Annotated in this window: 11 protein-coding genes; 6 read left to right on the top strand and 5 right to left on the bottom strand. The window is 68.1% G+C overall.

The features are described 5' to 3' along the window. Positions 1 to 3: 3 nt before the first annotated feature. Positions 4 to 2,826 carry a monovalent cation/H+ antiporter subunit A gene (locus ACIQ67_RS05705; protein ID WP_397533392.1) on the bottom strand — a complete coding sequence of 941 codons (2,823 nt, stop codon included), beginning with the start codon at positions 2,824 to 2,826 and terminating at the stop codon, positions 4 to 6. A gap of 181 nt (positions 2,827 to 3,007) precedes the next feature. Here ACIQ67_RS05705 and ACIQ67_RS05700 point away from each other — a divergent pair, with 181 nt between their 5' ends. From ACIQ67_RS05700 to ACIQ67_RS05690, 3 genes are all read left to right on the top strand, one after another. After that, entirely contained in the window at positions 3,008 to 4,534 is a 1,527-nt protein-coding gene (locus ACIQ67_RS05700) for a fumarate hydratase (RefSeq protein ID WP_397533391.1), read from the top strand. Between the two features lie 219 nt (positions 4,535 to 4,753). Then, complete coding sequence (locus ACIQ67_RS05695) at positions 4,754 to 4,921, top strand: hypothetical protein (protein ID WP_397533390.1); 168 nt, start codon at positions 4,754 to 4,756, stop codon at positions 4,919 to 4,921. Positions 4,922 to 5,041: 120 nt separating this feature from the next. Next, positions 5,042 to 6,073 carry an NAD(P)-dependent alcohol dehydrogenase gene (locus ACIQ67_RS05690; protein ID WP_397533389.1) on the top strand — a complete coding sequence of 344 codons (1,032 nt, stop codon included), beginning with the start codon at positions 5,042 to 5,044 and terminating at the stop codon, positions 6,071 to 6,073. Positions 6,074 to 6,151: 78 nt separating this feature from the next. Here the strand turns inward: ACIQ67_RS05690 and ACIQ67_RS05685 are convergent, their stop codons facing one another. The 4 genes from ACIQ67_RS05685 to ACIQ67_RS05670 all read right to left on the bottom strand — a co-directional run bounded on the left by ACIQ67_RS05685 (position 6,152) and on the right by ACIQ67_RS05670 (position 9,991). Beyond that, positions 6,152 to 6,739: a methyl-accepting chemotaxis protein gene (locus ACIQ67_RS05685; RefSeq protein ID WP_397533388.1), complete on the bottom strand. Its 588-nt coding sequence runs from the start codon at positions 6,737 to 6,739 to the stop codon at positions 6,152 to 6,154. Between the two features lie 30 nt (positions 6,740 to 6,769). After that, a complete protein-coding gene (locus ACIQ67_RS05680; protein ID WP_397533387.1) occupies positions 6,770 to 7,630 on the bottom strand; it encodes a hypothetical protein in 861 nt (286 codons plus the stop codon). Positions 7,631 to 7,711: 81 nt separating this feature from the next. Beyond that, positions 7,712 to 8,989 carry a mechanosensitive ion channel family protein gene (locus tag ACIQ67_RS05675; RefSeq protein WP_397533386.1) on the bottom strand — a complete coding sequence of 426 codons (1,278 nt, stop codon included), beginning with the start codon at positions 8,987 to 8,989 and terminating at the stop codon, positions 7,712 to 7,714. Between the two features lie 66 nt (positions 8,990 to 9,055). Then, positions 9,056 to 9,991, bottom strand: a complete 936-nt coding sequence (locus tag ACIQ67_RS05670) for a histone deacetylase family protein (protein ID WP_397533385.1) — start codon at positions 9,989 to 9,991, stop codon at positions 9,056 to 9,058. Between the two features lie 61 nt (positions 9,992 to 10,052). Here ACIQ67_RS05670 and ACIQ67_RS05665 point away from each other — a divergent pair, with 61 nt between their 5' ends. From ACIQ67_RS05665 to ACIQ67_RS05655, 3 genes are read left to right on the top strand one after another with little or no spacing between them, the layout of a single operon-like run. Then, positions 10,053 to 10,994 (top strand): AAA family ATPase, encoded by a 942-nt coding sequence (locus tag ACIQ67_RS05665; protein WP_397533384.1) that lies wholly within the window; start codon positions 10,053 to 10,055, stop codon positions 10,992 to 10,994. A 1-nt stretch (position 10,995) separates the two neighbouring features. Beyond that, positions 10,996 to 11,979, top strand: a complete 984-nt coding sequence (locus ACIQ67_RS05660; RefSeq protein ID WP_397533383.1) for a DUF58 domain-containing protein — start codon at positions 10,996 to 10,998, stop codon at positions 11,977 to 11,979. Continuing rightward, positions 11,976 to 14,075 (top strand): transglutaminaseTgpA domain-containing protein, encoded by a 2,100-nt coding sequence (locus ACIQ67_RS05655; protein WP_397533382.1) that lies wholly within the window; start codon positions 11,976 to 11,978, stop codon positions 14,073 to 14,075. The genes ACIQ67_RS05660 and ACIQ67_RS05655 overlap by 4 nt, the downstream gene beginning before the upstream one ends. The last annotated feature ends 36 nt before the right edge of the window (positions 14,076 to 14,111 follow it).

Genomic DNA, 14,111 nt, shown 5'->3' with positions numbered 1-14,111 from the left:
GCATCATGTTGCGCTCCGCACGCCTTCCTTGCTGGCCGAGCCCAGCACTGACAGCATCAGCAGGGTCGAGCCGACCACGGTGACGTACACGCCCAGATCGAACAGACCCGCGGTGGCCAGCGGCAACTCGCCCAGCAGAGGTACCACCGGATGGCCGAAGGCACTGGTCAGGAAGGGCCGGCCGAACACGAAGGCACCGACCCCGGTCAGCCAGGCGATGCCCAGACCCAGGCCGATCCAGCGCACATAACGCCGGCCGCTGGCCGCGTGCATCAGCTGCTCGGCCGCCTGCTGGCCGCGCGCCATGTACTGCAGCACCAGCGCCACCGCCGTCACCAGGCCGGCGATGAAGCCACCGCCGGGCAGGTTGTGGCCGCGCCAGAAGATATAGGCCGACAGCAGCAGCGCCAGCGGCAGCACCAGGCGCGCCACCGTGCGCAGCATCAGCGGCTCTTGGGCATAGCTCCAGGGCCGGCCTTCCGGATCATGTGCCGGTCGACGTGTGCGCAGGCCGTCCAGCAGCGCCAGCACACCGACCGCGGCAATACCCAGCACGGTGATCTCGCCGAAGGTGTCATAGCCGCGGAAGTCGACCAGGATCACGTTGACCGTGTTGGTGCCGCCGCCCTTGCTCAGCGCGTTCTCCAAGAAGTACCAGGCAATCGAGTCATGGTCTCGGGTCAGCACCAGCCAGGACAGCCAAGCCACGCCGCCGCCGCAGGCCAGGGCGATCAGCGCGTCGCGGCCGCGGCGCAGCGTGCTGCTCTCGCGCGGGCTGGTCTGCGGCAGCAAGGCCAGGCCCATCAGCAGCAGCGCGGTGGAAACGATGTCGACCGACAGCTGGGTCAGCGCCAGATCCGGCGCCGACAGCGCCAGAAAGGCCAGCGAGCACACCAGACCGACGCCGCCCACCAGCAGCACCGCAATCAGGCGCTGCCGGTGCAGCACCAGCACGCCCAGGCACAGGGCCAGCAGCAGCAGCCATACCGCCAGTGCCAGCGGCGGTGCCGGCAGCAGCGTCCGCTGGCCGGCCTGCAAGGCAGAGCCCTGCTGCAGCAGCGGCCAGGCCGCCAGCGCCAGCGCCAGCAACAGCATCCAGGCGATATAGCGCTGCAGCGAGCCGTTCTCAAGCAGCGTCGTTACGCGGCCGGCGGCGCCGAACAGTCCGTCGATCAGCGACTCGAACACACGCTTGCCGCTGAAGGCCCCTGGTTCATGCCGATGCAGGCGCCCGCCGCGGCGCAGCAATGCATAGACCAGCGCGCCGCCGCCCACCGCCACGGCACTCATCAGCAGCGGCAGATTGAAGCCGTGCCAAAGCGCCAGCGAGAACTCGGGCGCCGGCGCGCCCAGCATGCTGGACGCCGCCAGCGTCACCAGCGGGCCGGCCACCCACATCGGCGCCAGACCCACGGCCAGCGCCACGAGCACCAGCAGCAGCACCGGCGCCTTCATGCCCCAGGGCGGCTCATGCGGATGCGGCTGCGGCAGATCGCGCGGCGGCCCGCTGAAGAAGGTGTCATGCACCAGGCGTGCTGAATAAGCCATCGAGCACAGGCCGGCCACCGTGGCCAGCACCGGAATCGCCCAGGAGGCGCTGCCCCAGAAGCTGGCGTTCAGCGCCTGCTCCAGCATCATTTCCTTGGAGATGAAACCGTTGAAGGGAGGCAGGCCGGCCATGGCCGCGGCGGCCAGCAAGGCCAGCGAGCCGACCCAGGGCATCAGCCCGAACAGCCCGCCCAGCCGGCGCAGATCTCGGGTGCCGGTCTCATGGTCGACGATGCCCGCGCTCATGAACAGCGCCGCCTTGAAGCTGGCGTGGTTGAGCACATGGAAGACCGCCACCACCGCCGACATCGGGCTGCCCAGGCCAATCAGGAAGGTGATGAAGCCCAGATGGCTGATGGTCGAGTAGGCCAGCAGTCCTTTCAGGTCGTGCTTGAAGATGGCCACGAAGGCCGCGAACACCATCGTCAGCAGACCGACGCTGGCGACGACGGTTTCGAACAGCCCCGGGCCGCCGATCACCGGATACAGGCGCATCAGCAGGAACAGCCCGGCCTTGACCATGGTGGCCGAGTGCAGATAAGCCGACACCGGCGTGGGCGCCGCCATCGCCTGCGGCAGCCAGAAGTGGAAGGGCAGCTGCGCACTCTTGGTGAAGCAGCCCAGCAGGATCAGCGCCAGGGCCAGCGGGTAGCGGCTGTCCGCCCGCACCACATCGCCCAGGCTCAGCAGCACCGAAAGCTCGTAGCTGCCGCCGATCTGGCCCAGCACGATCACGCCGGCCAGCAGCGCCAAACCGCCGCCGCCGGTCACCGCCAGTGCCATGCGCGCACCGCTGCGCGCGTCCTCACGGTGGCCCCAGTAGCCCACCAGCAGGAAGGAGGAGATGCTGGTCAGCTCCCAGAACACCACCAGCAGCAGCAGGTTGTCCGACAGCGCGATGCCCAGCATCGCCGCCATGAACAGCATCAGCAGCGCGAAGAACTTGCCCGGCGGGTCCTTGCGGTCCAGATAGAAGGCGGCATAGATCACCACCAGCAGGCCGATGGCGCTGATCAGCGCCGCGAACATCCAGGCCAGGCCATCCAGGCGAAGGCCCAGGTTCAGGCCGATGGCCGGCACCCAGTCCGCCTGGAACAGCAAGACCTGCCCCCCGAACACGGCCGGCGCGACCCACAGCAGCAGGCCCAGCACCATGACGGTGGTTAGCCCCGCCGCCAAGGCGGGCGCTTGCCGCATGCCGCCAGATCGGCCCAGCCAGGCACACAGGCCGGTGCCCAGCAAGAGCGGCAGCAGAACCACGGTAAGGAGCAGACTCATTGCTACAGGTCGCGTCAGGGGTTGCATGCGCTGCTCAGGCGTCGGTGATCACCTGTGAGCGGCGGCCGATTCTATTCATGCAAGAGGCAACTGAAGCGCAAGTTGCGGCGAAAGGTCCGGCAAAGGCAGGCTCATTAGAATCACCTCAGCATTGCCACCCTCCCCGCAACCGGGCTTCGACATGACCACCACCATCAAGTACGCCGACCTCGTTGACAGCGTCAGCGCCGCCCTGCAGTACATCAGCTACTACCACCCGGCCGACTACATCGCCCACCTGGCCCGCGCCTACGAACGCGAGCAAAGCGCTGCGGCCAAGGACGCGATCGCGCAGATCCTGACCAACTCGCGCATGTGCGCCGAAGGACGTCGCCCGATCTGCCAGGACACCGGCATCGTCAATGTGTTCCTGAAGATCGGCATGGATGTGAAGTGGGAAGGCTTCCCCGGCTCCATCCAGGAAGCCGTGGACGAAGGCGTGCGCCGCGCCTACAACCACCCTGACAACAAGCTGCGCGCCTCGGTGCTGGCCGACCCCATCTTCGAGCGCAAGAACACCAAGGACAACACGCCGGCGGTGGTCTTCATGGAGGTGGTGCCCGGCGACAAGCTGGATGTCATCGTCGCGGCCAAGGGCGGCGGCTCGGAGAACAAGAGCAAGGTCTACATGCTCAACCCCAGCGACAACATCGTCGACTGGGTGCTGAAAACCGTACCCACCATGGGCGCCGGCTGGTGCCCGCCGGGCATGCTGGGCATCGGCGTTGGCGGCACGGCCGAGAAGGCAGCGCTGCTGGCCAAGGAAGCGCTGATGGACGACATCGATATGTATGAGCTGCTCGACCGCGGCCCGCAGAACAAGCTCGAAGAATTGCGCATCGAACTGTACGAGAAGGTCAACGCGCTGGGCATTGGCGCGCAAGGCCTGGGCGGCCTGACCACGGTGCTGGATGTCAAGATCAAGACCTACCCGACGCACGCCGCCAGCAAGCCGATCGCGATGATCCCCAACTGCGCGGCCACCCGCCATGCGCACTTTGTGCTGGATGGCTCCGGCCCCAGCTACCTGACCCCGCCCAGCCTGGACCTGTGGCCCGATGTGCACTGGGCACCGGACTACAACAAGAGCAAGCGCGTGGACCTGAACGCACTGACCCCCGCCGAGGTGGCCAGCTGGACGCCCGGCCAGACCCTGTTGCTGAACGGCAAGATGCTGACCGGCCGCGATGCCGCGCACAAGCGCATCCAGGACATGCTGGCCAAGGGCGAGAATCTGCCGGTGGACTTCACCAACCGCGTCATCTACTACGTCGGCCCGGTTGATCCGGTGCGCGACGAGGTGGTCGGCCCGGCCGGCCCCACCACCGCCACCCGCATGGACAAGTTCACCGAGATGATGCTCAGCGAAACCGGCCTGATCGCGATGATCGGCAAGGCCGAGCGCGGCCCGGTGGCGATCGAGGCCATCAAGAAGCACAAGTCGGCCTATTTGATGGCAGTGGGAGGCAGCGCCTATCTCGTGTCCAAGGCCATCAAGCATGCCAAGGTGGTGGGCTTCGAGGACCTGGGCATGGAAGCCATCTATGAGTTCGACGTGGTCGACATGCCGGTGACAGTGGCCGTCGATGCCGGCGGCACCAGCGCCCACATCACCGGGCCCAAGGAATGGCAGGCCAAGATCGGCAAGATTCCGGTGTCGGTGGCCTGAGGGCGCAGCCAAACGCCACGCGGGCGCGGGGTATCGCCTGCCCATGACACGGGGCACGACCCCGGGCCGCCAAACTACCCCCGTGATTGAGCGCCCTCCGAGGGGGGATTCCACAAGCCGCCCGGGCTGGCGATCATGCAGACACGGAGGCCACAAGGTGAACGGCCATCGAAGGAGGCGCAGCCAGGCCCTCCGTGACCGCCATGGGAGGGCGTATCGATGTGGATTTCCAAGTACTGGTATGAAAAGCTGCCTGCTCTGTACGCGCTGGCAGCCCTGATGAGTCTGGCCCTGCTTGGCGCGCCGGCAGCCTTCAGCGCCACGCTGCTGATGGCGGCCGCAGCGCTCACTGCCTGGTGGCGCTACGACCATCGCCGCCAGGCCTGAGGAAGAAACGGGGCGGCCTTTCTCCGCAGGGCGACGCACGGCAGGGCACCAAGGTGACAGCGCACCGGCAGATCGCCCACTAGCATCGGGCGACATCCAGCCAGCCAAGCGGACCGCCAGATGACGACCACCACCAGCAGCAGCATTCGTGCCTTCGCAGCGCTCAGCGCCAACTCCGTTCTGCAGCCTTTCAGCTTCGATCCCGGCCCGCTGGGCGACGAGGACATCGAGATCCGAGTCGAGCACTGCGGCATCTGCCACTCCGACCTCGCGCTGATCGACAGCGAATGGTTTCCGAGCAGCTACCCCGTGGTTCCTGGCCACGAGGTGGTCGGCGTGATTACCGCCATGGGTTCACGCGCCAAGGGCCGGCAGCTCGGCCAGCGCGTCGGCATCGGCTGGCACAGCGGCAGCTGCAGCCATTGCGAGTTCTGCCTTGGCGGCGAGCAGAATCTCTGCGGTACGCGACAGCCCACCATCATCGGCCGGCACGGCGGTTTTGCCGACCGCCTGCGGGCGCACTGGAGCTGGGCCGTGCCCATCCCCGACGCGCTGGATCCGGCCGCTGCAGGCCCGCTGATGTGCGGTGGCGGAACGGTATTCCTGCCCTTCGTGCTGAAGGAAGTGAAGCCGACCGAGCGCGTCGGCGTGGTCGGCATCGGCGGCCTGGGCCACCTGGCGGTGAAGTTCGCTCGCGCCTGGGGCTGTGAGGTGACGGCCTTCACCTCCACGCCGGCCAAGCGCGAGGAAGCGCTGGCGCTGGGCGCGCACCGCACTATCTCCAGCGTGGACCGCGCCGAACTCAAGGCCGCTGCCGGCAGCCTGGATTTTCTGCTGGTCACCGCCGGCGCCAGCCTGGACTGGGATGCGCTGATCAACACACTGGCGCCCAAGGGGCGCATGCACCTGGTCGGCGTGGTGACGGAGAAGATGAATCTGAGGAGCGGCTCGCTGTTGAGCTGGCAGCGAAGCCTGTCGGCCTCACCAACGCCGTCACCGACGCTGCTGGCCCGGATGCTGGAGTTCTCAGCCCGGCACCAGATCCTGCCCCAGGTGGAGCGTTTTCCGATGAGTCGCGTCAACGAAGCCGTCGAGCATCTGCGCAGCGGCCGCGCCCGCTACCGCGTGGTGCTGGACGCCGACTTCAGCTGAGCTGGGCCTTTCCCTGAACGGGTCCGACCCGCTTCAGGAGACGCGGAACACCTTCACCAAGGCGGTCAGGCGCTCGGCCTACTGACTCAGACTGTGCGCCGCCGCCGAGCTCTGCTCGACCAGCGCCGCATTCTGTTGGGTCATCTGATCCAGCTGATTGACGGCCTGGCCGATCTGCTGGATGCCGCCGTTTTGCTCGCCGGTGGCTGTGGAGATCTCGCTGATCAGGCTGGAGACGCGCTGCACCTGGGCCACCAGCTCACCCATGGTGCGGCCGGCCTGAGCCACCTGCTGTTCGCCAGCGCCGACTTTCTCGACGTTCTCGGTAATCAGGCTCTTGATCTCGCGCGCGTCCTGGGCCGAACGCTGGGCCAGGCCGCGCACCTCTGACGCCACGACGGCAAAACCGCGGCCCTGCTCGCCGGCCCGCGCGGCCTCGACCGCTGCGTTCAGCGCCAGGATATTGGTCTGGAACGCGATGCCGTCGATCACCGAGGTGATCTCGGAGATCTTGTGGCTCTGTCCGCTGATCGCCTGCATGGTGCTGACCACCTGGCCAACGGCCGTACCGCCATCGGCAGCCACGCGGCTGGCCGCCTCGGCCAGCTGGGTGGCCTGGCGCGCCGACTCCGCGTTGTGCTGCGTGGTGGAAGACAGCTCTTCCATCGACGAGGCGGTCTGCTGCAGATTGCTGGCTTACGATTCAGTCCGGTTGGACAGGTCCTGATTGCCGACCGCAATTTCGCTGGACGCCAGCGCGATGGACTGGGCCGCGGCATTGACGTCGCTCACCAGGGCGCGCAGCGCGTCTCGGGTTCGCTGCAGCGCCGCCATCATGCTATGGGTGTCACCCGGCGGAACCGGCACCTCGACGAGCAGATCGCCGCTGGCCACACGCTCGAGCACCTCGCGCGCGGCTGCCGGGTCGCCGCCCAGCTCACGCGTAATGCAGCGCCGCAGCTGAACAATGCTGAAGATGCTGGCCGCCACACTGATCACCGCCAGCAGGATCACGATCAGGCGAGCCTTATCCATCGCCGCCGCTGCCTCCGCTGCAGCAGACTCTTTGCTAGCGGTGCTGACCTTCTTCAGCTCGACCAGCTCGGCCCGCAACTCGCGCCAGGCCGGGGTCTCCTGCTTGTTGAGCATCTGCGCAGCCGCCGCGGCATCCTGCTGCGCCAGGTCCTTGACCTGCTTCTGCACGTCGGCCAGCCGGGCGCGCAGCACGGCCATGGCCTTGAGCTTGAGCTGCTGCTCGGGCTTGGCGGCAGCGCTAGCGCCCTGGGCTGCGTCCTCGTAGGCCTTGGCGGCACTGTCGAGGTTTTCGTAGGCGCGCTTGTTGGCCGGGTCCAGCACGATATTGCGCAAGGCCTGGCCCATCTGAAGCCCCTGGGCCAGCATCTCGCCAGCCTCGCTGGCAAGCGCGTCCTCCTGGGCGAAGTAGGCGCTCAGCTGACGCTCCATCGACACCGTTCCGATGCCGATGCCCACACTCAGCACGACCAGCAGGCCCGCAGGCACCGCGACTGACAGCATCACCCTTTGCATGAATCTCATGGCACGCTCCGCTTGCAGGACTCAGGAAAAACCTGCTGATCCTAGGCTCAAGCGCCCCAGGGCTTCAAAGGAACAGAGGAACTAAGCACCGCCAGTCATGCCGGCAGCGTGATGCAGAACACGCTGCGGATAGGGAATCACCACTCCCCGCTCGTTGAAGAGTCTCAGCACGGCGAGGTTCACATCCGAGCGCACACCCGCCACGCCCATCGCAGCATCCTCGACCCAAAAGGCGATGTTCAGCTCCAGCCCATCGGCCCCAAAGGCGCGCAACTGCACGGCTGGCTCGGGCTCGCTCTGAACCCGCGGCACCCTGGCGACAACCGCCACGATCATCGGCATCAGCAGATCCAGGTCGGTGCCATAGGCCACCTGCACCGTCGTGCTGACCAGCACGCGGGCGTCCGCCAGCGAGGCGTTCTCCACCCGCTGGGTGATCAGCATCTCGTTGGGCACCACCGCCTCGCGGCCATTGAGCGCCCGGATCACCGTATAGCGGGTCTTGATGTCGCTGATGCGGCCCTCGAAACCGTCGACCAGCACCATGTCGCCGATGCGCAGCGAGCGCTCCGCCAGGATCACGAAACCCGACACATAGTTGGCCGCCAGCTTCTGCAGGCCCAGACCGATGCCGACGCCCATCGCACCGCCCAGCACGCCCAGGGCCGTCAGGTCGATGCCGGCTGCGGTCAGCGAGATCAGCAGGCCGACAAACAAGAGCAGCGAACGCGTCAGGTTGACGCCGATCTTGCGCAAGGACAGATCGGTGGTGACGTTGCGCAGCAGCCGGGCCTCGATCGCAGCAGAAATCCACAGCACCGCCACCATCACCAGCACGGCATTCATCCCGCCCTCCAGCAAGGCCAGCAGGCTGACGCGGCTGCCACCGATCTTCCAGGTGATGGACTCCATTTCCTTCAGCAACTCGTGCAACAGTCCGGTGATCCACAGCACCGAGCCGCCCCAGGCGAGCCAGGACACCGTGCGCTCCACCAGGCGCATCCATCCCGAGTTCGGCAGTGCCGCGCTCAAGACCCGCACCGTCAGCCGGATCACCGCCAGCGAGACCAACACCGGGATCACCAGCTTGAAGACGGCCGGCTTCACACCCAGCAGCGGCAGGCCGCGCAGCGCCAGCCAGGCCAGCAGCAGGGCCAGCAGCGGGAACAAGGCGCCATCGATCACATGCGTGCCGAACAGCACCGACAGCGGCCGCTCCTGATGCCCGCGCAGCCGCCAGACCAGCAGCCAGGCCAGGCCCAGGCAGGCCAGTGCCAGCGCCAGTTCGATCAACGCGGAGGGACGCAGCAAGGTGTTGCCGAGCTGCAGGAATTCTTCAAATGTGAGCGAATGGTTCATGGGGCGAAGACTCGAAACGAAACCAGGCCCGACCGGGCCTGGCAGCAGGATGGACCGGCGGAAGTCTTACACGCCGGCTAGCACCCGCAGATGAACGCCGACGCTGCGCGCCAGCGCGCCCAGGTTGTAGCCGCCTTCCAGGCAGGACACGATGCGGCCCTGGGCATGGCGATCTGCCACATCCTTGATGCGCTGCGTGAACCATTCGTAGTCGGCTTCCACCAGGCCCAGCTGCGCCATATCGTCCTCGCGGTGCGCGTCGAAGCCGGCCGAGATGAAGATCATCTCGGGCTTAAAGCGCTCCAGCGCCGGCATCCACATCGCCTCCACCATCTCGCGGATCTCATTGCCGCGCGTGTAGGCCGGGATCGGCACGTTGACCATATTCGTGCCCTTGGGCACCGCGCCGCTGTAGGGATAGAGCGGGTCCTGAAAGATGCCCACCATCAGCACGCGGTCGTCGCCGGCCAGGATGTCCTCGGTGCCGTTGCCGTGGTGCACATCGAAGTCCACCACCGCCACCCGCTTCAGGCCGCGCACATCCAGCGCATGCCGGGCCGCGATGGCGATGTTGTTGAAGAAACAGAAACCCATGCTCTGGTCACGCGTCGCATGGTGGCCGGGCGGGCGCACCGAGCAGAAAGCGTTTTCCACCTGCCCGTCGATCACCATGTCGGTGGCCTGCACCGCCGCACCGGCAGCCCGCAGTGCCGCCGCCCAGGTGTGGGGGCAGGCAATCGTGTCAGGATCGACGGCGCGCGATTCGCCGGTCGAGGCCAGCCGCTCCAGCAGATCGCGGATCTCGGCCACATAGCCATGGGTGTGGGCCAGTTCCACATCCGACAGCCGCGCATTGCGCGCCTCATGACGCGTCAGCGCAATATCGAGGCCGGAGGCGATCAGCCAATCGTCGATCGCGTCCAGGCGTTGGGGGCACTCGGGATGGCCGGGGCCCATCTCGTGGCGGCGGCAGTCAGGATGGCTAATGAAGGCAGTCGACATGCGTGGGGCTGTCGGGGTCTGTCTCGAACCCGGCATCTCGTTTTGCGTTAAGGTGCTCTGCATGACGCGACCAGAAAACCAGACCCGTTTGGCGGACCAGCTTCAGCGCCTGCAACGCCAGATTAGCACGATCATCAAGGGCAAACCCGCACAGATCCGCGATTGCGTGGCCTGTCTGATTGCCGGTGGGCACCTGCTGATCGAAGACCTGCCCGGTGTCGGCAAGACCACGCTGGCGCACACGCTCTCGGTGAGCCTGGGCCTGCGGTTTTCGCGCGTGCAGTTCACTGCCGACCTGATGCCGTCGGACCTGCTCGGCGTCAGCATCTACGAACGCGATCGCGGCGAGTTCACCTTCCACCCCGGTCCGGTATTCGCACAGGTGTTGCTGGCCGACGAAATCAACCGCGCCGGCCCCAAGACCCAGAGCGCGCTACTGGAAGCGATGGAAGAGAACCAGGTCAGCGTCGACGGACGCACCCATGCCCTGCCCCAGCCCTTCTTCGTGATCGCCACACAGAACCCCAGCGAGCAGCTGGGCACCTATCCGCTGCCCGAATCGCAACTGGACCGCTTCCTGATGTGCCTGTCGCTGGGCTACCCCGACGAAGCCTCGGAACGCGAACTGCTGATGGGCCAGGACAGCCGCGACGCGATCCGCGCGCTTCAGGCGGTGATGACGCCGGCCGAGCTGCTGCAGGCCCAGGCCGCCGTGCGCGAGATCCATGCCGCGCCGCCGCTGCTGGACTATCTGCAGGCCCTGCTGGCCGCCACCCGCTCGGGCCAATGGTTCGTCGAAGGCCTGAGCCCGCGCGCCGGCCTGGCGGTGCTGCGCGCCGCCCGCGCCTGCGCGCTGCTGGACCAGCGCGACTATGTCTCGCCGGACGACATCCAGGCCATCCTGCCGCAGACCATCGCCCACAGGCTGCGGCCGCGCGCCGGTGCCGGCCGCGGTGCGCGCGAGCAGGTGCGCGCCATGATCGAAGCCATCCCCCTGCCCTGACATGCTGCAGGCCTTGCGTCGCCGCGCCCAGGCCTGGTGGGAGGCCCGCCACCCGGCTCGCGACACCCATCAGATGGGGCAGAGCAATATCTACATCCTGCCCAGCCGGCCGGGTCTGTTCTTCTGCGTCACGCTGCTGCTGCTGCTGCTGGCCTCGATCAACGACCAGCTCAGCCTGGGCTACGGCCTGACCTTTCTGCTGGCCGGCGCCGGTTTTGCGTCCATGCACGCCACGCACTCGAACCTGAAGGGCCTGAGCCTGGACCTGAAGGCGCCCAACCCAGGCTTCGCCGGCGAGGACCTGACGCTCGAGGTGCGCCTGCACAACCCATCGCGCGCGCGTTTCGGCATCGGCATCGCCGTTCAGCAGCCCGGCGGGCCGACCGAGCTGGCCTGGTGCGACGTACCGGCCCAAGGCCATGCGCTGCTGCAGCTGCGCTACACCGCCGCGCAACGCGGCCTGCGGCAGGTGCCGGGCCTGCGCATCGAGACGCGCTTTCCGCTGGGTCTGTTCCGGGCCTGGAGCGTGTGGCGCCCGGCAGCCAAGGCCTGGGTTTATCCAAAGCCCGAGTCCGACGCACCGCCGCTGCCCGCCCAGGCCGCACAAGGCGATAGCGGCGAGGCCACGGCCGGTGTCCGCCTGCCGGGGCCTGACTTTGAAGGTGTACGTCCCTACCGCCGTGGCGACAGCCTGCGCCAGGTCTTGTGGAAGAAAGCGGCGCAAAGCGGCGATGCCGACACGCCGCTGCTGGTACGCGACACCCTGGCGCCGGCCAGCCGCCGGCTCTGGCTGGACCTGATGGACGCCGGCGGTGGCGACTTTGAGCAGCGGCTTTCGCGCCTGTGCGCCTGGGTGCTGGCCGCCGATGCGCGCCTGCTGCCCTATGGCCTGCGGCTGGCCGGCCAGGAGCTACCGCCCGAGCATGGCCCGGCCCAGCGCCACGCCGCGCTGGAACTGCTGGCACTGGCGGAGCCGCGGCGATGAGCGCGCTGCAAGCCTGGCGCCAGCGCCTGACCCATCTGCCGCGCGAGACGCGCGACACGCTCTTCCTGCTGTTCGCCATCGCCTGCACCGTGCTGCCGCATGCCGATCACCTGCCCGCCTGGTGCTCGGCGATGACGGTGGCGATGCTGGGCTGGCGCGGCTGGCTGGCCTGGCGAGGCCAGACCCTGCCCGGGCGCTGGAGCCTCGGCTTGATGCTGGCCCTGGTGGCCGGGCTGACGCTGCTCAGCCACCGCACGCTGCTGGGCCGCGAGGCTGGCATCACGATGCTGGTGATGCTGATGGCGATGAAGACGCTGGAGCTGCGCGCGCGGCGCGACGCCTTCGTGGTGTTCTTCCTGGGCTTCTTTCTGGTGCTGACCCAGTATCTGTATTCGCAGTCGCTGCTGACAGCGCTGTGGACCCTGCTGTCGGTCTGGGCCCTGCTGACGGCCCTGGTGCTGGCCCAGATGCCGGTGGGCCAGCCCAGCCTGCGGCTGGCTGCCGGCCAGGCAGCCCGCACCACCGCCATCGGCCTGCCGGTGCTGGCGCTGCTGTTCGTGCTGTTCCCTCGCATCGCGCCGCTGTGGGGTGTGCCCAGCGATTCGGTGGGCCGCACCGGTCTGTCCAGCGAGATGGAGTTCGGCGCCATGGCCGAGATCGCCAACGATGACAGCATCGCGATGCGGCTGCGCTTCGAAGGCCCGCCGCCGCCCGCCGCTGCGCTGTACTTCCGCGGCCCGGTGCTGACGCGCTTTGACGGCCGGCGCTGGCGCGCGCTGGGCAGCCCGCAGGCCGCCATCGCGGCCGCTGCGCCGATCACGCCGGCGCAGGCCCAGGCCGCCGCACCCCAGGTGGAGGGCACCGCGCTGCGCTACGAACTGACGCTGGAGCCGCTGCGCCTGTCAGTGCTGCCGCTGCTGGAAATGAGCCCGCAAGCGCCGGGCAGCGAGTTGCTGGCCGACGGCCTGACGCTGCGCCGCAGCCTGGATTTGCAATGGCTGGCGCCACGCCCCATCACCGAGCGCCTGCGCCTGAGCAAGCAAGTCGCCTACCTGGAGCACCGCAGCGGCGTCGACGCCAGCCCGCTGGATCTGCAGCCTGAGCTGGCGCTGCCACAGGGCCGCAACCCCGGCACCCTGGCCTGGGCCGCAGCCCTGCGCAGCCAGCCACGCTTCGATGGCCTGGAGAATGGCCCGCTGGCCGAGGCGCTGGTGGCGGCCGTGCTGCAGCATCTGCGCCAGGAGGAGTTCATCTATACGCTGACCCCGGGCCGCTATGGCGAGACGGGCGAGCACCTGATCGACGAGTTCTGGCTGGAACGCCGTCTGGGCTTTTGCGAGCACTTCTCAGCCGGCTTTGTGGTGGTGATGCGGGCGCTGGGCGTGCCGGCGCGAATCGTCACCGGCTTCCAGGGCGCCGACCCGGAGCTGCAGGATGGCTATCTGGTGGTGCGCAACGCGCAAGCCCATGCCTGGGCCGAAGTCTGGATCGAAGGCCGCGGCTGGCAGCGCGTGGACCCGACCGCCGCGGTCGCGCCCGAGCGTGTGGACCTGAGCCGCGTGCTGTCGCCGCCGCAGGGTGCGCTGGCCGGCGCCTTCACGCAGATGAACCCGGCGCTGTGGCGCAGCCTGCGGCGCGGCTGGGAGACGCTCAACAACCGCTGGCAGCAGACGGTGCTGAACTACTCGCGCAGCGACCAGTTCGACCTGCTCAAACGATTGGGCTGGAGCAGCCCGGATTGGCAGGCGCTGGGCCAGCTCAGCGCCGCACTGATCGCGCTGCTGGCCGGGGTCGGCGCCGGCTGGGCTGCCTGGCAGGCCCGGCCGCACGACGCCTGGAGCCGACAGCGCGCGGCCGTGCTGCGTGAGCTGAAGCAGCTCGGCCTGCCGGCGCAGGCGCACCAGGGGCCGCGCCAGTGGGCCGCACTGCTGGAGCAGCGTTTTGGCCACGCCCCGGCCGCGCCGGCTTCAGCCTTGCTCTACAGGCTGGAGCAGCAGCGCTACGCGCAGCGCGCCGAGCCGCAGAGCTGGCACACGCGTCAGCGCTGGATGCGTGATTTCCGAGCGACGGTTCGCACGCTGCGCAGCGACGTCTGAGCCCGGCGGCCGCTGGACGTATGCTGCAGGCCATCT

It is taken from the genome of Roseateles sp. (assembly GCF_044373315.1).
Classification (GTDB): Bacteria; Pseudomonadota; Gammaproteobacteria; order Burkholderiales; family Burkholderiaceae_C; genus JACDQM01.
Note: the sequence above shows the minus strand (reverse complement) of the source record. Positions and strands in the feature narration are given on the sequence as shown.

What these genes read in the sequence shown, in the direction of transcription:
- ACIQ67_RS05705 (WP_397533392.1), bottom strand. Translation starts at nt 2,826, where the DNA reads ATGAGTCTGCTCCTTACCGTGGTTCTGCTGCCGCTCTTGCTGGGCACC.
- ACIQ67_RS05700 (WP_397533391.1), top strand. Translation starts at nt 3,008, where the DNA reads ATGACCACCACCATCAAGTACGCCGACCTCGTTGACAGCGTCAGCGCC.
- ACIQ67_RS05695 (WP_397533390.1), top strand. Translation starts at nt 4,754, where the DNA reads ATGTGGATTTCCAAGTACTGGTATGAAAAGCTGCCTGCTCTGTACGCG.
- ACIQ67_RS05690 (WP_397533389.1), top strand. Translation starts at nt 5,042, where the DNA reads ATGACGACCACCACCAGCAGCAGCATTCGTGCCTTCGCAGCGCTCAGC.
- ACIQ67_RS05685 (WP_397533388.1), bottom strand. Translation starts at nt 6,739, where the DNA reads ATGGAAGAGCTGTCTTCCACCACGCAGCACAACGCGGAGTCGGCGCGC.
- ACIQ67_RS05680 (WP_397533387.1), bottom strand. Translation starts at nt 7,630, where the DNA reads ATGAGATTCATGCAAAGGGTGATGCTGTCAGTCGCGGTGCCTGCGGGC.
- ACIQ67_RS05675 (WP_397533386.1), bottom strand. Translation starts at nt 8,989, where the DNA reads ATGAACCATTCGCTCACATTTGAAGAATTCCTGCAGCTCGGCAACACC.
- ACIQ67_RS05670 (WP_397533385.1), bottom strand. Translation starts at nt 9,991, where the DNA reads ATGTCGACTGCCTTCATTAGCCATCCTGACTGCCGCCGCCACGAGATG.
- ACIQ67_RS05665 (WP_397533384.1), top strand. Translation starts at nt 10,053, where the DNA reads ATGACGCGACCAGAAAACCAGACCCGTTTGGCGGACCAGCTTCAGCGC.
- ACIQ67_RS05660 (WP_397533383.1), top strand. Translation starts at nt 10,996, where the DNA reads ATGCTGCAGGCCTTGCGTCGCCGCGCCCAGGCCTGGTGGGAGGCCCGC.
- ACIQ67_RS05655 (WP_397533382.1), top strand. Translation starts at nt 11,976, where the DNA reads ATGAGCGCGCTGCAAGCCTGGCGCCAGCGCCTGACCCATCTGCCGCGC.